Source organism: Blautia hominis, assembly GCA_002270465.1.
Classification (GTDB): domain Bacteria; phylum Bacillota; class Clostridia; order Lachnospirales; family Lachnospiraceae; genus Blautia; species Blautia hominis.
Map to the genome: position 1 here is coordinate 380659 of NQOF01000001.1, position 25416 is coordinate 406074.

At 47.2% G+C, this 25416-nt stretch carries 27 protein-coding genes; 1 reads left to right on the forward strand and 26 read right to left on the reverse strand.

Going from position 1 to position 25416, the window contains the following annotated elements; all coding sequences use genetic code 11:
- Nucleotides 1–159: 159 nt before the first annotated feature.
- Nucleotides 160–999, reverse strand: a complete 840-nt coding sequence (locus CI595_RS01765) for an AraC family transcriptional regulator (protein WP_095171096.1) — start codon at nucleotides 997–999, stop codon at nucleotides 160–162.
- Nucleotides 1000–1113: 114 nt separating this feature from the next.
- On the reverse strand, nucleotides 1114–1914 hold the full coding sequence (locus CI595_RS01770) for an MBL fold metallo-hydrolase (protein WP_095171099.1): 801 nt from the start codon (nucleotides 1912–1914) through the stop codon (nucleotides 1114–1116).
- Nucleotides 1915–2201: 287 nt separating this feature from the next.
- Here CI595_RS01770 and CI595_RS01775 point away from each other — a divergent pair, with 287 nt between their 5' ends.
- Nucleotides 2202–2675: a DUF1648 domain-containing protein gene (locus tag CI595_RS01775; RefSeq protein WP_095171101.1), complete on the forward strand. Its 474-nt coding sequence runs from the start codon at nucleotides 2202–2204 to the stop codon at nucleotides 2673–2675.
- Nucleotides 2676–2800: 125 nt separating this feature from the next.
- On the opposite strand, the gene CI595_RS01780 is transcribed toward CI595_RS01775, so the two are convergent.
- From CI595_RS01780 to CI595_RS01895, 24 genes are all read right to left on the reverse strand, one after another.
- On the reverse strand, nucleotides 2801–4408 hold the full coding sequence (locus tag CI595_RS01780; protein ID WP_095171103.1) for a xylulokinase: 1608 nt from the start codon (nucleotides 4406–4408) through the stop codon (nucleotides 2801–2803).
- 21 nt (nucleotides 4409–4429) lie between these two features.
- A complete protein-coding gene (locus CI595_RS01785; RefSeq protein WP_095171106.1) occupies nucleotides 4430–5119 on the reverse strand; it encodes an L-ribulose-5-phosphate 4-epimerase in 690 nt (229 codons plus the stop codon).
- A 3-nt stretch (nucleotides 5120–5122) separates the two neighbouring features.
- Nucleotides 5123–6793, reverse strand: coding sequence for a ribulokinase (locus CI595_RS01790; RefSeq protein WP_095171108.1), 1671 nt, complete (start codon nucleotides 6791–6793; stop codon nucleotides 5123–5125).
- A gap of 14 nt (nucleotides 6794–6807) precedes the next feature.
- Nucleotides 6808–7914: a GntR family transcriptional regulator gene (locus CI595_RS01795; protein WP_095171110.1), complete on the reverse strand. Its 1107-nt coding sequence runs from the start codon at nucleotides 7912–7914 to the stop codon at nucleotides 6808–6810.
- A 195-nt stretch (nucleotides 7915–8109) separates the two neighbouring features.
- Complete coding sequence (locus tag CI595_RS01800; protein ID WP_095171112.1) at nucleotides 8110–8922, reverse strand: hypothetical protein; 813 nt, start codon at nucleotides 8920–8922, stop codon at nucleotides 8110–8112.
- 8 nt (nucleotides 8923–8930) lie between these two features.
- Nucleotides 8931–9752, reverse strand: coding sequence for an ImmA/IrrE family metallo-endopeptidase (locus CI595_RS01805; protein WP_095171114.1), 822 nt, complete (start codon nucleotides 9750–9752; stop codon nucleotides 8931–8933).
- On the reverse strand, nucleotides 9752–10126 hold the full coding sequence (locus CI595_RS01810) for a helix-turn-helix domain-containing protein (protein ID WP_243135078.1): 375 nt from the start codon (nucleotides 10124–10126) through the stop codon (nucleotides 9752–9754). The genes CI595_RS01805 and CI595_RS01810 overlap by 1 nt, the downstream gene beginning before the upstream one ends.
- Before the next feature lie 487 nt (nucleotides 10127–10613).
- Nucleotides 10614–11636: a DUF7309 domain-containing protein gene (locus CI595_RS01815; RefSeq protein WP_095171116.1), complete on the reverse strand. Its 1023-nt coding sequence runs from the start codon at nucleotides 11634–11636 to the stop codon at nucleotides 10614–10616.
- Between the two features lie 71 nt (nucleotides 11637–11707).
- The gene (locus CI595_RS01820) at nucleotides 11708–12388 is read right to left on the reverse strand and encodes a TIGR00266 family protein (protein WP_095171118.1); all 681 of its coding nucleotides are present in this window, start codon (nucleotides 12386–12388) and stop codon (nucleotides 11708–11710) included.
- Nucleotides 12385–13062 (reverse strand): NUDIX hydrolase, encoded by a 678-nt coding sequence (locus tag CI595_RS01825; protein WP_330397231.1) that lies wholly within the window; start codon nucleotides 13060–13062, stop codon nucleotides 12385–12387. Before CI595_RS01825 ends, CI595_RS01820 begins: the two co-directional genes overlap by 4 nt.
- A gap of 30 nt (nucleotides 13063–13092) precedes the next feature.
- Complete coding sequence (locus tag CI595_RS01830; protein WP_095171119.1) at nucleotides 13093–13557, reverse strand: GNAT family N-acetyltransferase; 465 nt, start codon at nucleotides 13555–13557, stop codon at nucleotides 13093–13095.
- Nucleotides 13558–13614: 57 nt separating this feature from the next.
- Nucleotides 13615–14211: a methyltransferase family protein gene (locus CI595_RS01835; RefSeq protein WP_095171120.1), complete on the reverse strand. Its 597-nt coding sequence runs from the start codon at nucleotides 14209–14211 to the stop codon at nucleotides 13615–13617.
- Between the two features lie 245 nt (nucleotides 14212–14456).
- Nucleotides 14457–15341: an SPL family radical SAM protein gene (locus CI595_RS01840; protein WP_095171121.1), complete on the reverse strand. Its 885-nt coding sequence runs from the start codon at nucleotides 15339–15341 to the stop codon at nucleotides 14457–14459.
- Between the two features lie 15 nt (nucleotides 15342–15356).
- Nucleotides 15357–15728 carry an ACT domain-containing protein gene (locus CI595_RS01845; protein WP_095171122.1) on the reverse strand — a complete coding sequence of 124 codons (372 nt, stop codon included), beginning with the start codon at nucleotides 15726–15728 and terminating at the stop codon, nucleotides 15357–15359.
- Nucleotides 15729–15761: 33 nt separating this feature from the next.
- A complete protein-coding gene (locus CI595_RS01850; protein WP_095171123.1) occupies nucleotides 15762–16229 on the reverse strand; it encodes a VOC family protein in 468 nt (155 codons plus the stop codon).
- 149 nt (nucleotides 16230–16378) lie between these two features.
- The gene (locus CI595_RS01855) at nucleotides 16379–17062 is read right to left on the reverse strand and encodes an HD domain-containing protein (protein WP_095171124.1); all 684 of its coding nucleotides are present in this window, start codon (nucleotides 17060–17062) and stop codon (nucleotides 16379–16381) included.
- A 2-nt stretch (nucleotides 17063–17064) separates the two neighbouring features.
- Entirely contained in the window at nucleotides 17065–17586 is a 522-nt protein-coding gene (locus tag CI595_RS01860) for a GNAT family N-acetyltransferase (protein WP_095171125.1), read from the reverse strand.
- An 89-nt stretch (nucleotides 17587–17675) separates the two neighbouring features.
- Entirely contained in the window at nucleotides 17676–18689 is a 1014-nt protein-coding gene (locus CI595_RS01865; protein ID WP_095172340.1) for a nucleotidyltransferase domain-containing protein, read from the reverse strand.
- A 123-nt stretch (nucleotides 18690–18812) separates the two neighbouring features.
- Nucleotides 18813–19469 (reverse strand): DUF3786 domain-containing protein, encoded by a 657-nt coding sequence (locus CI595_RS01870; protein ID WP_095171126.1) that lies wholly within the window; start codon nucleotides 19467–19469, stop codon nucleotides 18813–18815.
- 268 nt (nucleotides 19470–19737) lie between these two features.
- Nucleotides 19738–21243 (reverse strand): 4Fe-4S dicluster domain-containing protein, encoded by a 1506-nt coding sequence (locus CI595_RS01875; RefSeq protein WP_095171127.1) that lies wholly within the window; start codon nucleotides 21241–21243, stop codon nucleotides 19738–19740.
- Between the two features lie 183 nt (nucleotides 21244–21426).
- Nucleotides 21427–22224, reverse strand: a complete 798-nt coding sequence (locus CI595_RS01880) for an ABC transporter ATP-binding protein (RefSeq protein WP_095171129.1) — start codon at nucleotides 22222–22224, stop codon at nucleotides 21427–21429.
- Between the two features lie 13 nt (nucleotides 22225–22237).
- Complete coding sequence (locus CI595_RS01885; protein ID WP_095171130.1) at nucleotides 22238–23242, reverse strand: FecCD family ABC transporter permease; 1005 nt, start codon at nucleotides 23240–23242, stop codon at nucleotides 22238–22240.
- Nucleotides 23235–24242 carry a FecCD family ABC transporter permease gene (locus CI595_RS01890; RefSeq protein WP_095171132.1) on the reverse strand — a complete coding sequence of 336 codons (1008 nt, stop codon included), beginning with the start codon at nucleotides 24240–24242 and terminating at the stop codon, nucleotides 23235–23237. The genes CI595_RS01885 and CI595_RS01890 overlap by 8 nt, the downstream gene beginning before the upstream one ends.
- Nucleotides 24242–25252: an ABC transporter substrate-binding protein gene (locus tag CI595_RS01895; RefSeq protein ID WP_095171134.1), complete on the reverse strand. Its 1011-nt coding sequence runs from the start codon at nucleotides 25250–25252 to the stop codon at nucleotides 24242–24244. The genes CI595_RS01890 and CI595_RS01895 overlap by 1 nt, the downstream gene beginning before the upstream one ends.
- Nucleotides 25253–25416: the final 164 nt, after the last annotated feature.

A 25416-nucleotide genomic window follows, 5' to 3' on the forward strand; every position in this document is an offset into this window, starting at 1 on the left:
AAGATGTTTCTTAAAAAACAGCAGAATAATCGTAACAGTTGTTACTATTCACGGCTGTTATCCCGCGAGGTGTTTTTATGCGCTTGCACATGAAAATCCCGAGGCAGCCACGCGCACCTCGCTGCATAATACAGAGGCAAGGAACGTGATCGAGTGTGATCAAACCTTCTCTACAGGTATCCAAATTTCGTTATAATCATCATCGGGGGAGTCACACGGCGGTGTATACATCTCAATATTGTAGTTCCCTGCAAGCTTGTATGCTCTGCAGGACGGCATCCACTCGCTCCATATCTTTGTGTTCACATCCTGCAATGCTTTCGGCAATGCACCATGACAAGGAAATATAGCCCAGGTACCTGCCGGGATCACTTTGGTTTCATAGCCTTCCGGAACCTCATTCCAGGGAATATAATTATCGGCAATGAGGTAATCCAGGCTTTTACCATCATTGTCCATACATATTCCATACATGCCGCACACAACTTCGCTCCCCCCACTTTTCATATGTTCCTGCCAAAACATGGGGATTTCACTGTAAGCAGTTTCTGTATTGATCTTGCGGGACTTTCCCATAACGGTAAACTGTGACTTTTCAACAATCTTATACTCTAACATTGTACTGCCCTCCAATATAAGCTTAATTTTCAGCGGTGCAAAAGAATTCAGTTTACTCCCCTGTTTCCTTGCTGCAGAGGGGCTTATCCCATGAAATCTGGTAAATGCCCTTGCGAAACTATCCGGTGAATCATAACCGTATTTCAGCGCAGCATCGATCACTTTTATAGGTGTAGAGCAAAGCTCCTGTGCCGCAAGTGACAAACGGCGGTTTCTTATATACTCACCAACCGTAAACCCGCATAACACATGAAATATTTTTTGAAAGTAAAAGCTCGACACATACGCTTTTTCCGCTATTTTATTTATATCAATATCTTCCGTCAGATTTTCTTCCATATATGCGATCGCATTGGTAATGCCTTCATTCCATCCTTTCATAAGACACCCTCCTTCCTTGTTTCGCTGTGATCCTATTGTACCGTTACGCGTACCTCTGTTCCCGACTCTGACTGCTCTTTTATGTCGGACTCTAACGATCCGCTCTCCCGCTCCTTACAGCTCAAAGCATTCCATATCTTCCGGCACAAAAAGATTTCCGCTGTAGTATCCTTTGCCTTCCTCTGTATAAAGGCGTTTTCTCTCTTCCAGGTTTTTGTCCTCTGTATGATACAGGATAAGATTTGACACACCCAGTTCTTCCGCCATCATACAGGCATCCTTTACGGTACTGTGGTGCTTTTCATATGGTTTAAATGTCTCTCTCTGGGAATAGAGACAAAAAGCTTCATGCATCAGCCAGTCACTGCCCTTTATAAACCCTTCATCTTTTGCATTATACGGTTCATCTCCCGCACAGGTCAGTCTGACCCCCTCTTTTGTTTTCAGAGTGAAGCCAAACTGCTTTGCTTTTGTGGAAAAGATATCAAAAAATGTTGTCTCACAGCCCAGAATCTCTGCCCGGCTTCCGTGTTCCACTGTGATAAAACGGATGCGTTCTCCCAGGTGTTTTGTCACCTTCTTCTGTATGGTCAGCGTAGTGATCGTAGTTAAAATATCTTTCAGTCCTTCATGGCAGTAGATCCGCAGCTCCCCCCGGTACTTTCCCTGTTCTATTGCAGTGCCGATCATGCGTATCATCCAGACAACACCCAGGAGATGATCCACATGTTCATGGGTCACAAATATATCATGGATATCCAGTATGGAGATCTCCGCCTCATTGAGCCTTCCCAGGATTCCGTTTCCGCCTCCCGCATCTACCAGAAAATGCCGGTTTCCCTCTGTCAATGCAAAACAGGTATTGTAACATTTTGTCACCGCAGCGTTACCGGTGCCAAGTATCGTAAGTTTCATAGATATCCTCCTTTAGCAGATGACTTTCTGCCCAATATTCTCTTTCAGCCCGCATAATAAATACACGAACCTTTAGAATTGTTCCATAAAGTATCATAGACAGTTTTGTGCAGAAAATCAATTTCTTTCTTTGTTTTTTTCTTCTGATCTTTATTTTCTGTCTTTTATGCCGCCTCTCTTGACTTTTGGTCCTCTATTGGCTATATTGGCTGTAACGAAGGATTTCCGGCAGCCATGCGGCCGGTCTGCACACTTACCTGGCTGCCTGTAAGAAAGGAGGATGCCTTATGAAGATCAAATTACCTGTTACACTTTACCAGCGCATTCTTAGTATCCTGTCTTTTCTGCTGCTGATCGGGCAGCTGCTGTGTCTTATTTTACGCTGGAACTCTCTGCCCAATGAAATTCCCACCCACTTTGGGCTGAATGGACAGGCGGACGCCTACGGCCCCAAAGGATCACTGGTCATACTCCCGGTAATCACTGTTCTTATCTATCTGTTGATGATATTTGTAGAGAAATTTCCTGAATTCTGGAATGTACCCGGCCATGTGACACCCCAAAACATAGGCTGGATCTATGGAAATATGAAAAGTATGCTTGTCACCCTGCGTTTTGCCGTCACCTTTATATTCTTTTATCTAAATTACTGTTCCGTATTCTGCCTGGATCTGGGGGCATGGTTCACACCTGTCTTTCTTCTCCTAACCGCAGGACCTATGGTCTTCTTTATCTGGAGAGCTGTGCATTTTAATAAATGAGATAAAAAGAGACACACAACCGCTTGGAACTGCCCTTAACTTATTGGGGGCACTTCACATTTTACTTGGCTGTGTGTCTCTTTTATAATTCGCCATAACGGAAAACCCGCCATGCGCAGTTTCTACTATTTCATAGTATCAACGGCTGCCCGTTCAATGGCCAGGCCTTCTTTGTATCTCCTGATAAATTTGTCATATCCTGCCACATCTGCCGGATCGGGAGCCATCTCACTGCCGGTTTCGCCTGCAAATACTTTATTGGTCAGATAATCATCCAGCGTTTCCTTCTCGTCTTTGTTCACCATGTAGGATGCCAGCAGGGCAATTCCCCAGGCGCCGCCTTCTCCCGCGGTCTCCATAACAGACACCGGCACGTCAATAGCACCTGCCATGATCTTCTGTCCCACACCTTTTGTCTTAAAGAGGCCGCCGTGGCCCAGGATCTTGTCCAGCTTCACACCCTCATCCTTTAAAAGGATATCAAGGCCAGTCTTCAAGGCACCCAGTGCTGTGAACAGGTGTACCCGCATGAAATTCGCCAGATTAAATCTGCTCTCCGGCATACGTGCAAACAGGGGGCGTCCCTCCTCAAATCCGGTGATATGCTCTCCTGAAAAATAGTTGTACGCCAGCAGGCCGCCGCAGTCGTCATCACCCTCAAGCGCTTTGTTGTACAGGGTCCCAAACAGTTTATTCATATCCACTTCCACGCCGAATGCCTCTGCAAATTCTTTGAACAGGGATACCCATGCGTTCAGATCAGATGTACAGTTGTTGCAGTGCACCATTGCCACCAGGTTGCCGGTAGGTGTTGTGACCATATCAATCTCTTTATATACTCTGGAAAGCTCTTTCTCCAAAACCACCATGGCAAATACAGAAGTTCCGGCAGAGACATTGCCTGTACGTCTTGCAATGCTGTTTGTTGCGGTCATGCCTGTACCTGCGTCCCCCTCCGGCGGGCATACGGGAATGCCAGCCTGCAGGTTTCCGCTTACATCCAGAAGTTTTACGCCTTCCTCTGTCAAGACGCCAGCATCCTCACCGGCACTCAGGACTTTTGGCAGAATCTCTCCCAGTTTCCAGGAATACTTTTTGTCAGCCACAAGTTCATCAAACTGCTCCATCATACGGGCATTATAATCTCTTGTGTTCATATCGATAGGGAACATACCGGATGCTTCGCCCACGCCCAGAACCTTCTGCCCGGTCAGTTTCCAGTGGATATATCCCGCCAGTGTTGTCTGGAATTTAATTTTTGAAACATGCTCCTCATGATTCAGGATCGCCTGATACAGGTGGGCAATGCTCCATCTCTGAGGGATATTAAACCGGAACACTTCTGTCAGTTTGTCAGAAGCCTCCTCCGTCATGGTATTTCTCCAGGTGCGGAAGGGTACCAGCAGTTCATCCTTTTCATCGAATACCATATAGCCGTGCATCATGGCACTGAATCCTACTGCCCCCAGTTTTGTGATGACAGCACCATATTTTTCTTTTACATCCTCTGCCATCTTCGCATAGCTGTCCTGCAGTCCCGTCCAGATATCCTCCAGGGAGTATGTCCAGATATTATGTTCCAGACGATTTTCCCAGTCGTGGCTGCCGGACGCGATGGGCGCGTTATCTTCCCCAATGAGCACTGCTTTGATACGGGTAGAACCGAATTCGATACCCAGCACTGCCTTTCCGCTTTCAATCACATTTTTTACCTTTTCCAAATTCAAACCCATAAAATCTTACCTCCGTGATTTTTATTTCTGTCCGTAGTAGGCATCTGCCCCGTGTTTTCTGTAATAATGTTTGTCCTGCAGTTCCTGGGGAGCCGGTTTTACCTGCGGGTTGATGGTCTCACACCGCGCTGCCATCTTGGCAACCTCTTCCAGGACCACTGCATTGTGGACTGCTTCGTGTCCATCCCTGCCCCAGGTAAATGGTCCGTGGTTCTTGCAGAGGACTGCCGGGACCGCTTCATAGTCATTCTCCTTAAAATATTCCGCAATGAGAAGGCCTGTATTCTTCTCATATGCGCCGTCTATCTCCTCTTTTGTCAAACATCTGACACAAGGGATTTCTCCGTACATATAGTCCGCGTGAGTGGTACCGTAGCAGGGAATGCCCCTTCCGGCCTGTGCCCAGCTTGTGGCCCACGGGGAATGTGTATGTACGATCCCGCCGATGTTTGGAAATGCTTTGTAAAGCTCAAGATGTGTGGGCGTATCGGAGGATGGATTGTATTTCCCCTCGATCTTATTTCCGTCCAGGTCCATGATGACCATATCTTCCGGGGTCAGCTTGTCGTAGTCAACGCCGCTGGGTTTGATGGCAAAATAGCCTGTCTCCCGGTCAATCTGGCTTACATTTCCCCAGGTGAAGGTTACCAGTCCGTACTTTGGCAGAAGCATATTTGCTTCGTATACCGCTTTTTTCAGTTCTTCCAACATGATTTATCTCCTCGCTTCCGCTTTTATTTTTTTCAGTCTCTTCATTACATCATTGCCGCCCCGCCCGAAGTAGTCGTGCAGGGTTTTAAATTCCTGATACAGCCTGTCATAGACCGCTGTATGTTCGGGGTTTGGTCTGTAGGTCCTCTCCTCCACCCGTCCCATGGCTTTTGCCGCCTCAAAAATCGTGTCGTATCCGCCATTTTTCTTCCCTGCCGCCACAGCGCCGAACATGGCGGAACCAAGTGCAGGGGACTGGTCCGAGGCACCAATGAAGATCTCACGGTTTGTTACATCCGCATAAATCTGCATCATCATGGCATTTTTCTTGGAAATGCCTCCGCAGGCGTAAAGCTCCTTAACCGGTACTCCTGCCTGTTCAAAGTTGTCAATGATCGTACGCATTCCGTAAGCTGTGGCCTCGATCAAAGCCCTGTAGATCTCCTCCGGTTTGGTGGTCAGTGTCAGGCCCAGTATCATCCCTGTCAAATCCGCATCCACCAGCACAGAACGATTGCCGTTCCACCAGTCCAGGGCAAGGAGCCCGCTCTCCCCTATTTTGAGACGGGATGCCTTTCCGGTGAGAAGCTCATGGATCGATATGTTCTGCCTGTCTGCCTCCTGATAATAGGATGTGGGCACACAATTCTTTACAAACCATTCAAAGTGGTCGCCCACACAGGGCTGTCCCGCTTCATATCCATAGAGCCCCGGAAGGACTCCATCCTCCACCACGCCGCAGATGCCGGGAACCATCTTCTCCTCCCTGCTGCACATAATGCCGCAGGTGGAGGTTCCCATGATCATCAAGAGCTTGTTTGGCTCTGTGATCCCTACCGCGGGAAGGGATACGTGGGCATCCACATTGGCCACACCCACTGCCATGCCCGCACGCAGCCCCAGTCGGTCTGCCGCCTCATTGGTCAGTTCCCCGGCTTTTGCTCCCTGGGGATAGACTTCTTTGCCAAGTTTTTCCTCTGCCACATGTTCCAGGCGTGTATCAAGAGCCTTGAAAAAATCAGAGGAAGGGTAACCTTCCCTCTTATTCCAAAAAGCCTTATATCCGGCCGCACATCCGCTGCGCTTCTCCTGACCCGTCAGCTTAAAGATAACCCAGTCCGCAGCCTCCACAAACCGGTCTGCCTGTTCATAGACTTCAGGAGCTTCTTTCAGGATCTCCATCAGTTTAGGAATCATCCATTCGGAAGAAACCCTCCCGCCGTATCTTGAAAGGAATGTCTCCCCCCGCTCCCCGGCAACCCTGGTACAGATATTGGCCTCTTCCTGGGCTGCATGGTGTTTCCACAACTTCAGCCATGCATGGGGAACGTGTTCCCACTCCTCACGCAGACAGAGAGGAGTGCCTTCCCTGTCCACCGGCATAACCGTGCATGCCGTAAAATCAATGGACAGGCCTATGATATCCTCAGGATCCACACCGCTGTCCCTCAGAACAGCAGGTATGGTAACATCCAGCACCTCCAGATAATCCAATGGGTGTTCCAGCGCCCAATCCGGAGGCAGTCTGGTTCCGTCCGGCAGGTATTCCTCCATCACTCCGTGGGTGTAGGGTTTGGTGCTCTGGGCAGCTACCGTTCCGTCGGACACATCTACCAGGACTGCCCGTCCGGACTGGGTGCCATAATCCACACCGATCGCATATTTTTTCTTCATCTGCCTTAAATCTCCTATCCGTTCTCCGTATTTCTGTTTTTGGTGGACCCCCGCACAACCAGTTCCGGCTGGATCAGGCGCGGAATCCGGCTCTTCTCCTCCGGTACTTTACGGATCTTTTCCAAAAGCAGTTCAGCGGCCATCTCACCCAGTTTTTCCTGGGGATGAGCGATGGTTGTCAGCCCCACGGTCCCCTCTGCGATGACAGAGTTGTCATACCCTGTCACAGAAATATCTTCCGGCACTCTCTTTCCGTTTTTCTGCAGAGAACGGATGACCTCCAGTGCGATCTGGTCGTTGTAGCATACAACTGCATCCATCTCCACCTGCTGCTGCAGCAGAAGATCTATCATCTGCGCCGGTTTCATCTTACGGTCCTCCGTGTGAAACCATACCACCATATCCGGGTCATAGGAAAATCCGGCCTCCTGGAGTGCCTTCACATATCCCTTGTGCCGTTCTCTCCCCTGAAAGTCATCCGCCTTAAAAATCCCCAGTATTTTGCTGTGCCCGCTGTCCAGCAGATGTTTTGTGACAAGGTAACCGCCTTTACAGTCATCCATAAGAATGTGCGGCTTGTCCATCATCTGTGGATATACGCCTTGGATAAATACATAGGGGATCTCATACTGGTCCAGCATTGCATACAAGTTTGTATGCCTGCAGAAAATCTGGCTTTTACTGGGTTCGATGATCAGCCCCTCTATGTCCTTAGTCAGGATATCCTCCAGGACCCGTTCCTCTTTTGTCCGGCTGTTGGCCGTATTTTTCAGGATGATGCTGTATCCGTTGGCTGTCATCACCTTATCCATGCCCTGGATCAGGCGGGGAAAGATATAGTCGGATATGTAGGTTGTCACAACTGCGATATTCCTTGAATTCTTCATGTGCCCCATGCGCTGGGAACAAAAGGTTCCGCGGCCGTGTTCCGCTTCAATATACCCTTCATTAATGAGAATTGACAGGGCTTTGCGCACCGTATGGCGGCTGATCTGATAGCGGGCAGACAGTTCGTTTTCCGAGGGCAGCTTTTCTCCCGGCTTGATCTCACCGCTCAAGATTGACTGCTTCAGTTCCTCCATGAGCACATAATATTTTGTCTTTCCGTTTTCGTTTGTCATATGCCCCTCCTTATGGTTCTTATTTTACAACTTGTATGGTTCTCTTCACAAGTTGTTTCCGAATAAAAAATCCAACCGAAACTTCACCCGTTACTGTTCAAAGACCACTGTACCGGGAGGTGTTTTCATGCCGGAAGCATGAAAATCCCGAGGTAGGCAGCGCGATATGGGGCAGTATGCTGAAATTAACTTTCCTCATTCTATGTATTTCAAATTTCCGGTCTTCAACTCTTCCAATTTCCCTTCAAATATTTCTTCCAGCACCTTCTCACAAGGAACTTTACATAGCCTTCTTTCCTTTGAAGTATCCTGTATTTTAAAGGTCCTCTGATTTGTTTTGGAACATAATCTTAAATATGCATCGACATAAGGGGCTGCTTCCTCTTTTTCAAATCCACCTTCTTTATGTAATCTCAAAAAAGCAGATAATACGCTGATGCATTTTACTCCACCAATACTCACGATACCATTTCTGGCATTCTTATCATCAGAGCAGAACACATAGATTTGTTCTCCACTCATGATAAACAATACCTGTAGTAAAACGTAGGTCTTTAGTTCACCCAGATTCTGCCCTTCGCCAATTAAGTCACAATCAACTTCCAGATTGTACAGAAAATCTGCCTTTGTAACGTTTCTATAGTCCAGTTGTCGAATACACTGGAATTTTTCCTCAAAATATCCTTTACGATACGCTTCACAAGCAGTCTTCATCAACTGCATATACATTGCGCTGGCAGAAGCTCCATATACATTTTCAAGTTCATCCAAAATCTGCTCATCATCATAGCAAATGATGGTTCCGTTGGATTTCATTTTACACAGCCACTCTGGAGCGCCTGCTATATTATGTCTTGATAATTCAATATGAATCTGTTCATGACAATAAAATTGATAGCCCGGCATCTCCATAATTCGATTTATCATAGGGTTTTCATTATCTTTACGGATGAGATGCATTTTAGAAATAAAGTCCGTATCCAGCAGAGCATATTTTTCGTTTGTCATATGCCAACCTATCTTTCTTCCCGAAAGCCTTTCTCAATTTCTTTAAGATACTCTTTATCAGCCGCTTCTCTACTATCCGTAAGCAATTCATTTTCTGAATTAAACTCCAGATTATCATAGAGACTGCCCCAATATACCTGATCACTGCTATCAACCTGCCACTGTCTGGCCTTACCTGTTACTGCAATTCTTTCCGAAACATATTCCACACTATTTGCAAGAAGTTCTTTTGCCGTAGATTCGGATATGATCCTGCCCTCAAAAAGGCGTAGCACTGTTGCTTTATATGGAAGCGCAAACAAATCCATCAAAGTCAGTATATTATCAACTGTGATATCATTTCCTGCAATTCCAAAAATATCGGTCTGCTCGCGCATTTCTTTATCTGTCATCAAAAGCAGTCCTGCAAATGCATTTGCTTCCAAATCTTCCTGTGTTACCGCAGCCTCATCACCTATTTGAGAATTTAAAAGGGAACCACCTGTAATCGTGCTCTGGTTGATATCTTCCACATAACAATAAATATGGTACAATTCATGAGCCACTGCAAATATCTGTTTGCAAAGAATCAATTGGGAGTTCACACATACGAACAATCTGCCTTTTTTAACAAAAGTAAATGCCCACAATTCTTCATCCATAAAGGGATATCTCAAGATTTCCAATTCAACCTCATTCTTTCTTGCATAGTTTGAAACGATTTCAAAGATAGAAGACCTGAGAATTGTTGTGCCGCAATATACCCCTGCAAAATGTTTTGACAGATCATTAATCTTCTCGAACTGCTTATCCTGTTTTTTATATAAACTTCCGTCTAAAACATTGCTCATCAATTTTCCTCCCAGGACTTCATCATCTCTGTACCATTCTCACGAACACGACTATGAAACAGAATCATATCTGAAACCTCATCCGCTATTGACAGCGCTTTTTTTGCTTGTTCAGATGAAACTTTTCCCATAAATGCAAGCGCAATATTAGTATCTGCAGTAGTCTCCGGGATTTTTGTCAGTTCTTCCATTTTAACACCAAGGAAATCTGCAGTCTTTTTCAGTTCAATGGCATTGATCATCCGTGAACCATTCAGCATTTTATTCACAGTCTGCTTATTAGTATCCAAAGCCGCCGCCAAGTTAATTTGTTTTTTATTTTGTTTTTTCAAAAGCGCAAGTATATTGTTTGCGATTGTAATATTCATATCCATGATCATATGTCTCCTTTCTTGAAAGGCTTTTCTTTTCACTTATATTATATGTACTCCCGCAAAAGCAGTCAATATTATAGTTACTTATTTTTATGTATTTATTGCTAAATATACTATATAACTACTTTTTTAACGTAACTATCACATTACACTATTTACCCTTTTAGTTTTTTCTGTTCCGAATCATCTAAAAATGAATCAGTATTGCCAATAGTATCAAAGCTGTTACACCAGTCAATATCACATACTTGCATTTCAATCTTTTCTGGCCGTTAATGACCCTGATGATATTTTCTAAAATAATCTGTCAAATTTGTTTTTTGCATAAAAATACTCCTTTTCGATAAGAATTATCTTTCTGATTTCTTATCGAAAAAGAGTTGTTTCTACGGATATCAATTTTTCTCCACTCACCACTGCAATTCATCATGTTCTTCGTGACTCGTATCTACACCTATAGGGGTGGAAGAATCCTCACCTTATCTTGCTAAAAATTTTCAAACATATGCTCTCTGATCTCAGAGATGATCTGATCCATCTCTTCCAATTCATCTTTTTCAAGCTGGATGCCGCACTCCTCGCAGATATCCTGAAGTGCTGCAAATACCCACGGATTTCTGGCCTTGAGGCGCAGCATCCTTCCGTTTTTCTGCAGATAATCCACAAAAAAATCCAGCACTACATCAATTTCCGAGTCCTCCGGATTCACCATCTTCATGTCCAGGACCATACCTGACGCGTGGTCCAGGGTCACAAACAGAAGGGGGCTTATGGGACGTTCATATTTTTCCAGCTCGATGCTGGCATGGACATAGGCAAAATCCACAGATATCTCTGTTCCCACTTTCGGCCTTTTTTTCAGACGCCTTCTCAGCACCTCATCCTGCAGCACAATAAGCGGATATTCCCGTTCCACCATGGGAATAGACTCTGCAAACATATTCCACAGCCCTGTTTTTTCATTATAAGCTCTCCAGAGTATCTCACCCTTATCCCAGTCCACAAAAATCCGCTCCTCTATCACAGCCCGGACTGCCATGAACAGGTTCTGGAACGTCTCTGTGAGCACTTCCACCTCCCGCGCATCCGGTGTACAGGGTACGAATCTGGGCATACAGGACTGGTAAAAAGGCCATTCTCCCCGGCCTCTGAACTTATATCCCAATTCCTTTATGATTTTTTTCTGGTCCGGCGGAACCTCTTCCCGGTCTCCAAAATAACAGGTAAGAGAACTTTGCTCCAGCATTGCATAATCGGGAGGGATCCCCGTTTCCTCGGTGGAGGCAATCATATCAAAGTCCCTCAGACCTTCCAGCCCTTCATAGACACTGATCCCATAACAGTTTCCGCCGCATCCCATAATGCTGGCGAAAACAGGTTCCTCGCTGTCTTTTAAAAAGATAGCTATGAGCTGGGTATCCCAAAAATATTTCCATGGCTCCAGAGCCTTCAGATTACAGGTGACTTCATATAATTTCTCCCACTGTTTTGACGATGCCTCTTCTCTCATACACAATCCTCCTCTTAACCTTTTGGCTGTTTTCCCGGTCAGACCCGCAGCCGCATCTCACTTACAGGAAATCAGTCATGGGATGGTATGTACTGGCGGATCCTGCCGCAGAATTCCCCGAAGTTCTGGGTCTGCAGGATCACCTTTCCCGGTCCGGTAAGTTTTGTGAGGAACAGACCCTCACCGCCCAAAAACATATTCATACCGCCTTTTACCATCTCAATCTCATACTGCACGCTGCCCTCAAAGGCCACCACATTTCCGGTATCTACTTTGATCACTTCTCCCGGCAGAAGTTCTTTCTCCACTTTATTGCCGTCCACTTCCAGAAAGACCATGCCATTGCCCTGCATTTCCTGAAGGATGAACCCCTCACCCCCAAAGAAACCGGAAGATACTTTTTTTGTAAATGCCACTTTAGTCTCCACTGCACTTTCCGCACAGAGGAAAGATCCCTTCTGGCAGTAAAAGCCTCTGTACGCCCTTAAGTCAACCGGAACGATCTCCCCGGGAACCGTGGAGGAAAACGCGATCATAGCCCCATCCATTTCAGCCTGATAGCTTGTCATAAAAAAAGATTCCCCGGAAAACATACGGCCTAAGCCCCGCATAAGGCCGCCTCTCGCATTGGTGCTCATGCTGATGCCGGCACTCATCCAGCACATTCCCCCGGTCTGTGTATAGATACTTTCCCCTCTGTTCAACAGCATTTCCACCGCCGGCATAACAGTGCCTTCCAGTTTGTATCTCATAATACATGCTCCTCCTTTTCTTTCATTACTCTATCCACCAGTATTGGCTGTATCTCCGGATAAGTCAAAGCCTCCGGCAGCCGGTCAAAAAACTCAATTTTTTCTATTTCGCTTTCCATTCTGCCAAAGGAAGTGATTTCCGCATAAAAAAGCATGCCGTAAGTCTCCTCCCCGGTATCATTGACCCGGTTTTTGCCGGTAACAGAATAGACGGATACAGGCTTCAGTGTAAATGCCATTGCCCCCGTCTCCTCTTGCAATTCTCTTGCCGCTGTTTCCTCAATACTCTCCCCGGCCTCCCTGTGGCCCCCGGGAATCTCATAGGTATCCCGTTCCCTGTGCCTGACCAGAACCATTTTTTCTCCCGCCATTGCCAGGATCACGGCAAATTTCAAAAGATGGTCCTCAGCCTGCCTGTAGAATTTTACTTCCAACATAAAACCCTCTCCTCTGCCGCTTGTCAGATAAAATTTACTCAGATACAGCATTTCTTCCCTGGGATAAAAGGCCAAAAACCCCACATCCCCTGACGCATCCTTTACTATATAATAGGTATATCCGTTATTAAGCTGCTCTATTATAGCAGGAACGGTCTGAAATAACTGTATCATATAGTCATTCTGTGCGGCTCCGATCATGGGGTCGAAGACTTCCTTTACAATGGAAGACGCCAACTATGACAAATCCTCCAGCCGTCTTACATCCTACCCCGATATCTGTTCAAATTCCAGTTTCCTGTGTTCTGTGTATCTCATAATGTATTCTATTTCTCCGGTTTCCGAATCTGTCTCTGAACTTTGTATGGCAAAACCGTATTTTTTATAAAAGCGGACGGCATTTACATTTTTTGCATATACTCTGAGGGACAGATCACGGTAACGTCTGCAGGCCTCTTTTAAAAGCGCTGTACCGATCCCCCGTCCCTGATCTTCTGTCCGTACAAAAAGTCCGGCAATATAATGATCCTGTATCCCTATAAAACCTTGTGTCTTATGCTCTGCCTTACAGACAAGGATCTCTGCCCCCGGAAGTTCCTGCCTGACATATTCATAATTACTCTCCCAATAAGAAGAGGGTATAAAGCTGTGTGCCTGACAGTTGGCTTCCAGCCAGATTTCCATTACATCCTCTATATCACCGGAAGTAAATTCTCTGATTTCATATTTCATATGGTTACCTAACCCTTTTTTATCTTATCAGGAAACCCCCAACACATTTTTCTCCGCTTACCGCCCCGCCCGGCAGTTTCTGCCCAGATAGCGGAAAACTCGTCTTCTGTACTCCTTGTATTCTATGCCAAACGCATGTTCCAGGTATTTTTCCTCCTGCAGGATCTGCAGATGCAGCATAAGAATTGCAAAACAGGTAAATACAAGAAGCGGAATATTAAAAAACATAAGTAAAATTCCGATATAAGTCAGGTCAAATCCGCAAAATGCCGGATTTCGGCTGATGGAATAGATGCCGTCAGATACCATTTTCGTCCTGTCGCGCTCCGGAATACCGGCACGCCAGCTGTCACGCATGGTATAGACAGAAATCCCAAAGACCATCACACCAGCTGTGGCGATGATCAGTCCAGCGATCCGCATGTTCTCAGATGCCTGATTGATTCCCCATAAGATAGATACCAACTCATAAACAGGTACGCCGATCGTGGCTATTTTCATGATGAACTCTATGTACATGAGTTCCTCCGCCTTTTCCCCCTTTGCGATCTGGTTCGTCCTGATCCCTTTCTTTTTCTGACCCAGCATTTTGCCGAAATAGATGCCATAAAATACAAGCAATAATACAAGGCTGCTCGTCTGAAACTTGTCCATTTGTGGTATCACCTCTGTTATGTTATTGTCCGAATCCACTTTCTGTCCTTTGAAAGGCAGTGCCGAATTCTTTCAATACAGTATACCCTACATGCCCCGGGATTGCAAATATTAAAATCCCAGGGCAGTTTTCACTTTCCCTGAGATTTTATTCCCGCAGGCAATGAGCCAGGCGGGCATACTTGTATGTACATTTGGGGACTGCCGCGAAGATCAACACCCCCGTTGCCTGCGGGTTTGTTGTCTTACATGGGCATAAAATCAAAAATGTTCATCTGGCTGGCACTATGTTTCTCCTCAAACTTGTGCAGATAAGAGAAAATCCTGTCCACACTGCTCTCCAGGCCATTCCTTCTGCAGATTTCATAAAAAACGGACATAAGTTTTTTCTCATTGGGGCTGCCAGCCTCATAAGCATTTCCGTAATTCTCAATATATTTTCTGCGAAGGCCCGGAAAATGCTGTTCCAGTTTTTCGTAAAAATACTGCCTGTCCCCATCCCGCAGCGTGACTCCCATGCCAAAGTTCAGTACACCATATGTTTTCGCTCTGACTGCATAGTCCATGATCCCTCTCACATTTTCTTCCGTATCGTTGATAAACGGCAGAACAGGGGAGAACCACACAACTGTGGGAATCCCTTCTTCCCGGAGGATATTAAGCACCTCGGCCCTCCTTTTTGTAGTACATACATGAGGTTCCAAAATACGGCACAGTTCCTCATCCGCGGTTGTCAGGGTCATCTGCACAACGCACTTTGTCTTTTCATTGATCTTTTTCAGCAAATCCAAATCCCGCAGGACCAGATCAGATTTTGTCTGCAGCGCTGCTCCAAACCCATAATACTCTATAAGCTCCAGGCATTTTCTGGTAAGGCCAAGCTTGTTTTCCAAAGGCAGATAAGGGTCGCTCATAGCCCCTGTGCCTATCATACATTTCTTCCGCTTGCTTCTCAGCGCGGCTTCCAGTAACTGAGGGGCATTTATCTTGACTTCTATATCTTCAAAATCATGTTTCATCCCATAACAGGTACTCCTGGAATCACAGTAAATACAGCCGTGGCTGCAGCCTCGGTACAGATTCATGCCATTTTGGGCGGACAGGATGGATTTTGCATTTACCTCGTGCATATTTTACTCTGCCTCCTACGATGCGGCGAACCGGTAGCCGGCCTGTTTCAGACACTCTACAGCCTTTGGAAAATTCTCTTCTTTTGTGAGAATGTAATCCGTGTTATAAGTGGACACAGCGAAAATCCCGATCTTGTTCTCCGCTAAGACAGCAGAGATCGCAGACAAAATCCCTATCAAAGAAAAATCCAGAACGCCCTGGATCCGGAACGCTTTCCAGCCGTCATCACGTTCCAGCGCATCTTCCGGTACCTGTTTTGCTGCACATACCAGCGACAATTCCTCATCCGTTCTCCCTACAAAACAGAATCCGTCTTTCAAAAGCTCCGGTGAAAATTCCTTTATCTTACATACAGAAAAATCTTGGTCAATAATTTTAAGTTCCATCTTTCCTCCTATTATAAGCTGCCTGCAAGGGGCTTATCTCATACAGTTCCTTACAAGCCGTTCCGGCACACCCATTCTCTCAGCCGTTTCCTCCACACCCATGCCGCTGTCCAGAAAACGTCTGCACACAAGTTTCAGACTCTCGCCCACTTCAAGCACATGACCATCCGGATCATAAAACCGTACCACCCGCTGTCCCCAGTTATGCTCATACACCGGATGCACAAGCTTTACATCTGTTCTTTTCTCCAGTTTGGAGACGAAACGGTCGAAATCCTCCTCCTCAAAATAGACCTCACTGTTCTTCCCGCCGTAAGTGATATCCCCCTTCTCACAACCAATGAATTCCAGCCAGCTCTCCTCTGTCTGCAGGGACAGTCCTCCGGTCAGTACGGCATTTGCCCCCAGATCAGTGACCGTACGCAGTCCCAGTACCTCTCTGTAAAACGCTTTTGACTTTTCCATATCCTGAACTATCAGCATGGGATTTTTTAATTTCATTTCTCTTCCTCCGTCAACTTACTTTCTCGTCCAATCGTAACTAATCTGTACAGTTACAGGCAAAGATCCATGCAGAACCGCCTTTGGCGATGGGAACTTTGTTTGGCTGCAAAATGCTTTCCTGCGGTCTTCGCAGTGAATGCGCAGACCTATTGAATCGTTACGTCCAATCTTGCTGCCCCTTTCCGGAACGCACTATCCACTTCCCTGCAGAGGCTCTCATAAAAAGCCACTGCCGCCGCTTTTCGCTCCATGGCAATCTCCCGGCCTCTTTTCGTATAAAGCATATCATAAATCTTTATGAGTTTCTGCTTATATTCATGGAAAAAGGAATCCTCGGTCTCTTCCTCTCCGTCCGCGATCCGTCCGTCGGGCAGGCGTGTATATATAGGCTCAGACACCTGGCCTCCGTATTGAAGCGTCCGCGCAGCCCCCAAAGCACCCGTCACGTCAATCTTATCCGCATCGAATAATATTTCCGCCTCTATACTCTCCGGGAGTATTCCCCCGCTTTTCCGGAAGGAGTGTGCCAAAATACAGTGTTCTACTTTAGAAACATATTCCCTGTCATACCCCTGGCCACTCAAATAACTCACAGCCATCTCCGCGCCTGCTTTTGCATGGGAGATCTTCTTGTTCTCAATCTGTGCTTTTCTGCCGATATCGTGCAGGAGGCAGGCACAGATCAGAACATCATAATCCACATCTTTCTCATATTCCGCTATATCCAGAGCAACATACAGCACACGGTAAATATGTTCCACATCGTGTGCGCTGTCCTGCATACAGGATCTCATATATTTTTTCAGTTTTTCATATGTCTTTTTATCCATCTCTATATCCACTCCTCCCTGAGCAGGCCATACTCATAAGTATCTTTCCAGATTGGATCACCCTCTTCATTGCAGAAAAAATACACATTCTGCTTCAGTTCCCCTTCTCTTCGCATACCAAGGCGCTCCATCAGCCGCCAGGATGCGGTGTTTTTCGGATCACACATGGCTACAACACGTCTGACATCCCATTCTCTGAATGCCACATCCAGCAATGCCTGTGCACTCTCACTGGCATAGCCGTTTCCCCAGTATTTGCGGTTAAATACATAGCCAAGCTCCCAGGTGTTAAAATCTCCCTTACTGAAATACAGATTGCCGATAAGCTGCCCGTCTTTTTTACAGACTGCCCAAAAGTCATTGTTTTTTGCTCTTCTGCCTGCTTCCTCCCTGGCCTCTTCCGGACTCATGGGGGTATATGGTTCATACCGCACTACTTCCGCATCCGAAAGATATTCGTAAAGCCCCTCCCCGTCTTCCGGCTGAAACGGTCTGAGTATTAATCGTTCTGTCTCTATCTGCATGGATCCTCCTCCAAAAACTCCCTCTCAGGAACATTTTTTCTATCTCTGATCTGCCAGTCACTGACATGGCCATCACTTCCGGACTATCGTCACATATCCAGTGCGATCCGGTTCACACGCTCCACAAACGCCTCCACCTTTTCCATATCCGGGTTATCCGGCAGACAGCTTTCTCTGGACGCCTTCTCCATCCGCCCCTCATAATCTGCAAGCAGATCATAAAATTCTCCGGAGAATGTTCTATCCTCTTTTTGGAACCCGCCGTTTCTTATTTTCATAAGTAACTCCAGGTCGTCCTTCCGGTTGGTGCGTATTTCCCCTTTTTCCAGAATATCAATTGCCATCATAAACAGCCGTATTAAGTGCATGGCATGTTTGTTCAAATGATCATCATCCTTCTTCCGGTTACGCTTTCCGACCTTATCGTAATCCTTAACCACATTATGCATGGCTGACCACATATTTTCATAATCACGAAGGGGCAGATGCTTATACTGCGCATCCACGAAAATCTCTGTCTCCAAATCCTGATTTTCTGCTTTGTCTATATACAAATGTATACTGCCCCTGTCAAAACTGCTGTACCGTCGTTCAAAATCCTCCAGAGCATTTCTGACCGAATTCAGGATATGCTTCTCTCTTTCTGTCTGCGGAAGCGAATCCCTGGCCGAGGCATTTTGCAGCCTTCTCAACTGTGCCCCCGCGTATCCCCCAAATGATCTCACTGCCCGCTTTGACAAAAACAGTCCCCTGTTATCCAGAAGTTCCTGTCCCAGCTCCGTCTTGATCAGATACTGCTCCTCATCCAGCCCCAAGATCTCACAGGTATTTGGATTACAGTCTAACAACAGCCTCACCATCTTATTAAAAGCATAGATCACCGTGTCCGTCTCCCTGTCCTCAAACTGTTCAAAAGAAGACAGCCCCAAAAGGTCAGAAGGCAGGTTCAATGTGATCCCTCTAAAATCCACATCACTGCTCTCGTGATACGTCCCATAAGCATAACTCCCGCCCAGCCCCAATAAAATGATCCGGTTCCCCAGCCTCTTATCTTCCCTCAGAAAATGATAGGCCTCGGATTCCATCCGTTTCTTAAAATCCATTCCTCTATCTGCAAACTGTCCCACATTCCCTCCTGATCAATAATATACCAATTAAAACATGACAGCAGTGTGTCATATTAAGCATTCTCTTTCCTACCGCCACTCCTAATTCCTGCTGCATTCCTACATGCCAAACATATTTCCCTTTAACTCCACACCGGCCAGCTCCGCCAGCCTTATAATCCCCTCCTCAGCCAGCGTCACCGTAGACTCCACGTGGATAAAATCCGTCACACTATGATCAAAAAGAATATTTCCCTGTGCCGGAAACTCCTCATCGCCATCCCAAAACAAATACTGCATAGGGATACAAGAAAATGCATTTATAATATATCCCGCATCCCCCTGCCGCACCGGCTTTCCCCCCATTTTTTCCGCTGCCGACCTAAGCTCTTTCGTCATCCCTGCAAAAGTCAAAGCAAAAGGCCTCAAGATATTCCTTTCAAAAGCCGGTGCAAAAGGCCCGGCATTCCTCACATCCCTGAAAGGCACCCACCGCCCCGCAAGTCCCGCATTCTCCTTAGAATACCAAAACAGGTTATAAATATTCATCCTTGTCCCATTACTGATCGGGCCGCTGTCCTCCATAGCCTTTATAAATCCCTCTTCTCTATGGATCCCATACTTTCTCCCAAAATGTACAACCGTCAGATATTCTCCCTCCACTTTGATCTCCGGCAGTTTCTTTCGCAATGCCTCCTGGTCCATCTCCAAAAATTTCCCCCTCCAGGTTTCACTGAGCTTATCATAATTAGACTGCTGCGGTTTCCGAACATCCATTCCTCATTCTCCTCTCTTCCCTACCTGCCAAACCTTCAGATAAATCATCTCATTACCTAATTTATTTCCCAGTAAATGACCGTACAATCCTTTACTTTGAGTTAAACTAGATTATACAGGATTCCTTTCCTGATTACAACGAAATACCCCCGCCCACATCAACATTCAGCAGCCAATCCCCCATTCTCTTCCGTCCGCTTCCAAGTCAATCCCCCCAAAAAAGCCAAAAAGACGCATACCTCCACAAGATACGCGCCTTTTACCATCTTTAATCCAATTCAATCTCTATAAGTTCCGCCGCCGGAAGCTTTTTACTAGACCCCGCCTTATATTTCTTCAATTCCACGGCAGCCTCTTTCAGCGGCACATTTGTCCCTGCCCCAGCCATACATCCGCCCGGACACCCCATACCTTCTATCAGGCACCCGTTCATCTTCCCGGCCTTCGCAAGGGTAAGCACCTTTTTACACTCTGCCAGTCCTTCCGCATGTTCAATATGTACCGGAATTTCCGGATGATATTCCTGCAGACATTCCTCAATGGCCTGCGCCACACCACCGGCAACTGCATACCCTCTTCCTGCCGCAGTGGCATTATGAAGGCTTCCCTGCTCCTCCATTTCGGATGGCACGATCCCTTTGGCATCAAACATCCCCTGCAGTTCCTCAAAAGTAATAACAAAATCCACATCACTGCGGACATCCGTTCTGGATGCCTCCAGTTTTTTCGCCGCACAGGGACCTATGAAGACCACACTGGAATTCGGGTATTTCTGCTTAATACTTCTGGCAGATGCGACCATGGGCGTAAGCTCCTGGGACACACTGTCAATCAAATCCGGAAATTGTTTCTTAGCCAGCATAGACCATGAAGGACAGCAGGACGTGAGCAGAAACGGCAGTTCCCCGGTGCTCACTTTTTCCGCGTAGTGATGGGCTTCCGCAATCGCCCCTATATCCGCTCCCAGCGCAACCTCGTATACTTCCTTAAACCCAAGCTTTATCAGTGCTGCCTTAAATTTTGCCGTGGTTACATCCTTTCCAAACTGTCCTACAAATGCAGGTGCCACCTCAGCAATGATCTCTTTCCCTTCCCGCAGTGCCCTGGAAAGCTGGAATATCTGGGATTTGTCTGAAATAGCCCCAAACGGGCAGCTCACCATACACATTCCGCAGGACACGCATTTTTCCGGGTCAATGGCAGCTCTTCCCAGATTGTCACTGCCGATGGCTTTTACACCGCAGGCCCTGGCACAGGGGCGTTCCATTTTGGATATAGCATCATAAGGGCAGATGGCTTTGCATTTTCCGCATTTGATACATTTTTCCTGGTCAATCACAGATTTGCCACTGACTATTGATATGGCATTCTTGGGACATACCTGCTTACAGGGATGAGCCACACACCCTCTGCACATATTACTGACCTGGTACTTATTCGGTTCACAGGCATCGCAGGCAGACGGGATCACCTGCATAAGAGGCGGCTCATAATATTTCTCATCAATATTACTGTTTTCCATTCCTGCCGTGATATGAACGGCTTCATTTTCAGGGCGCAGAGACATACCCATAGCCAAACGTACCCGCTCGCTGGCAACTGCTCTTTCTCTGTAAATACTCTCCCTGTAAGAAGCCCGCTCCTTTACAATATGGTACGGTATCGCTTCTATTTCACCATTAAAATTGTCCTTTGTGGATTCAAAAGCAACCTTGCAGATTTCTGTAAATACTTCACGCCTGATTTTTTTTACCGGGGTTTCTACACTTCTCATTTTAAGATCTCCTGTTCTCAATCGCGCTGGTGCGTGTCCGAAAATGATTCAGACACACGCTGCTGCTATCCCATCTATCCGCACATAAAATGGTTAGAATCTATAGTTTCATACATATTTTATTCTATGGAATATCAGGAGAATTGCAAGTTTTTTATTTCATACACAGTATTGACATTATATTCAGTTTTCTCTTTTCTTCATCCTGTAAGTCACACAAACCGGCTTCCCTGTCCACGGGTCCTGGCTGATGCAGGCATCCAGGGAAAATACATCTGCCAGGGTTTTATTTGTCATGATCTCTTTTGGCGTCCCCTCATACAGTATTTTGCCGGAGCGCATGGCAATCATCCAGTCTGAAAACCTGGCGGCCAGGTTCAGGTCATGGATGACCATGGCAATGGTCTTCCCCTGCCTTTTATTCAAGTCCTCCAACAATTCCAGTATTTCAAGCTGATGTGCCATATCCAGATATGTGGTAGGCTCATCCAGAAGGATCAAAGGGGTGTCCTGGGCCAGGGCCATGGCGATCCAGGCCCTCTGTCGCTGCCCTCCGGACAGTGCGTCCATGTCCCGGTCAGCCAGTTCATCCGTGTTGGTAATGGACAGCGCCCATCTGACTGCCTCATGGTCCTCCTTTTTCAGACGCCCAAATCCCTTTTGATGGGGATATCTGCCGTAGGACACCAGTTCTTTTACCGTAAGCCCTCCTGGCGCCTGGGGCGCTTGAGGCAGAATGGCCATATTCCGTGCCACCTCCACTGTGGACATGTGGGCAATCTCCCTGCCGTCCAGAAGCACATGGCCTTCCCGAATGGGCGTCATACGGGAGAGGGCTTTTAAAAGAGTGGATTTTCCACAGCCGTTCGGACCGATAACAGAGGTAATGCGGCCCCTGGGAATTTGCACATCCATTGCCGGGATGACCGTGTTTTGATGGTATGCAACGGAAATGCTTTTTCCTGTAAGTACAGCATCCATATAGAAATCTCCTTTACGTTTTGATCAGTAAATATAGAAAATACGGTGCTCCGATCACCGCTGCCACGATCCCCACCGGAATCTCATTGGGGGACAGCAGCGTCCGGGATATCATGTCTGCGTATGTCATCAGCACAGCACCTGTCAGCACGGTGGCCGGAACCAGGATCCTGTAATTTGGCCCCACCAGGCGTCGGGCCAGATGGGGGCAGACCAGCCCTACAAAACTCAGGCCTCCGCCTACTGCACAGCAAAGGCTGGACATGGCAATGGCGGCACCGAGAAGGAACACCGACTGCCCGGACACCTCCGCCCCCAAGCCTGTAGCTGTCTGGTACCCTAGAGACAGCACATTCAGGGTACGGCTTTTATAAAAGATAAATGCTCCCAGAATAAAAAGGCAGAAAAAAAGCAGCCGCACATTTGGCCAGTTAGCTCCCCAGATACTGCCCGACAGCCAGTTCTGTACAAATGCATGATCACTGTCCGGCAGCCGGAGCATCAATATGGTGGTCACACTGGACACAGCCGTGGAGACCGCCACGCCCATCAGCAGCAGTCTGCGCGGGGAAATGCCCTGTTTTGTAAGGGCAAGCCTGTAATCCACTGCGGCAGCTGCCATGGAACCCGCGAAGGCCAGTATGGGAAGCAGGATCGTCAGGCTGACGGAGCTTTGGGGAACAAATACAAAAAATGCTGCCACAAAAAGCCCGGCGCCTGCATTGATCCCCAGAATCCCCGGCTCCGCCATTTCGTTTTTGGATACCCCCTGGATCACACAGCCGGAGACAGCCAGACCTACGCCCACCAACAGGCTGGTGAAGACCCTCGGAAGCCGTAAGTTAAGAAGTGTATAGCGGACACTTTTCCCACCGCCGCCCCGAAAGATCTCCCACATTTCTTCCAAGCTTATTTTCCGGTATCCTGCATTTATCTCCAGCCAGATACCGGTAAGCAGCAGTAAGATCAACAGGGTAAATACCGTACCCGTACGGATCTTGCGTCTTCTCTCACTCAAAAGTCCTCTCCTCCTTCCGGGCCGTAAAGATAAAGAACGGCACGCCGATCACAGCAAAAACCAATCCGATAGGAACCTCCCCCGGTGCATTGATGATCCTGGAAATAATATCTGCTGCCAGCATGAAGAAAGCCCCTGCCACCATGGAACAGGGGATGACCGATCTGTAATCAGCACCTGTAAAATACCGTACAACGTGAGGCACCATCAGCCCCACAAAAGCCACCGGTCCGGCAAGAGCCACAGCGCCTCCCGCAAGCACCAGCACTACCGAAAGACAGGCTGTGCGGGAGCCTTCCACGGCAAGACCAAGCCCTCTTGCCGCCTCCTCCCCCAGACTCAGCAGGGAAACCCGCCCGGAAAGAAATACTGCGGCGGCAAGGCCTAAAAGGATCACCGGCCCGGCAAAAACAAGCTGTTTTGCACGTATTCCCGCCACACCGCCTGCGGTCCAGAAAGTGAGATTATATCCGATCTTACACAAAATCGCCACTGCCTGGCTCAGAGACGAGAGAAAAATACTCACAGCACTTCCCGCAAGTACGAGTCTCACAGGATCCAGCCTGCGCCGTTTCAGGCTCATGAGTCCATATACAACCAGCATAGCGGCTGCCGCTCCCAGAAATGAGAAAAACACAACGCCTGAAAAATTCAGCCCCGGAAGAAAAGCAAGGCAGAGAGCCAAAGCAAATGAGGCTCCCGCATTGATGCCCAGCAGTCCGGAATCAGCAAGCGGATTTCCGGTCACCCCCTGCATCATGGCTCCCGCTGCGGAAAATGCTGCTCCCACCAAAATACAGCCCACGGTCCTGGGTACTCTCAATTCCCGTATGACCAGATGCTGCTGGTCTGTAAGATCCGGTTTTATCACAGCCCGCACCACCTGTCCAAAAGGTATACCGGTACTACCGTACAATACGGAAAGGACTGCGGCCAGTAAAACTGCCGCAGCTCCTGCTGTCAAAAACCATGCTGTCTTCTTTTTTGCATCTATGCCCATTATTTTCCCTCAAATCCTCTGAAGAAATCAATAAAGATATCAAGCTGTGCGCTGTAGGTGATGGGGTCTCTGTGCATGAAAGAAACCTGTTCATAGGGCAGCACCCTTCCTTCTTTTACAGCATCCAGGCTGTTCCAAAGCTGTGACTCTTCCACAAAAGAGCTGTCCGTATCTGCCAGCACGCCATAGAAAATAAAATCACCGGTATATTCGGGCAGCGCTTCCAGGGAAACCACCTGATACTGGGTATCACCATCCACCATATGGGTCTGCACTGCCTCCGGTGCTTTCAGCTCCCACATGTCATAGAGAATGGAACCGCCCCTTGCAAAATGACTGCCCATGGTGTAAATCTGCTGGGGCCATACTTCCACAATAGAAACTGTCCTGTCCCCCACAATACCCCGGATCTCATCCTTAACGTTCATGACACGCCGGTTGAAATCGGCAATGTAAGCCTCCGCCTCCTGCCTTTTTCCTACCAGGTCTGCAATATAGCGGAATACGTCCTCATCACTGCGCTTTCCGTCCTGAATATATACCGTTGGAGCTATTTCCGAATACTTCTCATAGTCTGCTTCCGTAATTGTCACGATCAGATCCGGTTCCTGGGCTGCTATCATTTCAAGGGAAGTCTCCGCACTGGTAATGTCCATCTCCTTGATCCCATCCACTTTATCAGACAAAAACGGATTTGACAGGGAGTAAGGAGATGCTATAGCAGGTTTTACATCCACCGCCAAAAACTCGCCCAGATAATAATCAGAAACTATGGTCCGGGGATCTTCCGGTATTTCGACCTCTCCTTTATCCGTCTCAACAATGCGCATTCCCTCTTTGACAGCCGATGTGGATGACTGATTCTCAGGACTTTTCGCATTCTGGGAGGTACTTTTCTTTTCCGTATCCACCTTATCTTTTCCTGTTCCCTGTGCAGAGCATCCTGCTAACAGGCTCACGGCAGCCAGCACCGCAAAAGCCGGCGCCAGTTTTCTTGTCAAATTCATCATAATGTCAACCCTTTCTCAATTACATTCTATCCCTTAGTTAGTTATAGCTAATTGACAGCAGTTATTCTAGCATACTATACTATTTAAGGCAACATTTTTTCTTAATTGCACCTGATAGGAATATTTCCGTCACCGCATATGCAAACAGATATTTCTGTGGTAAA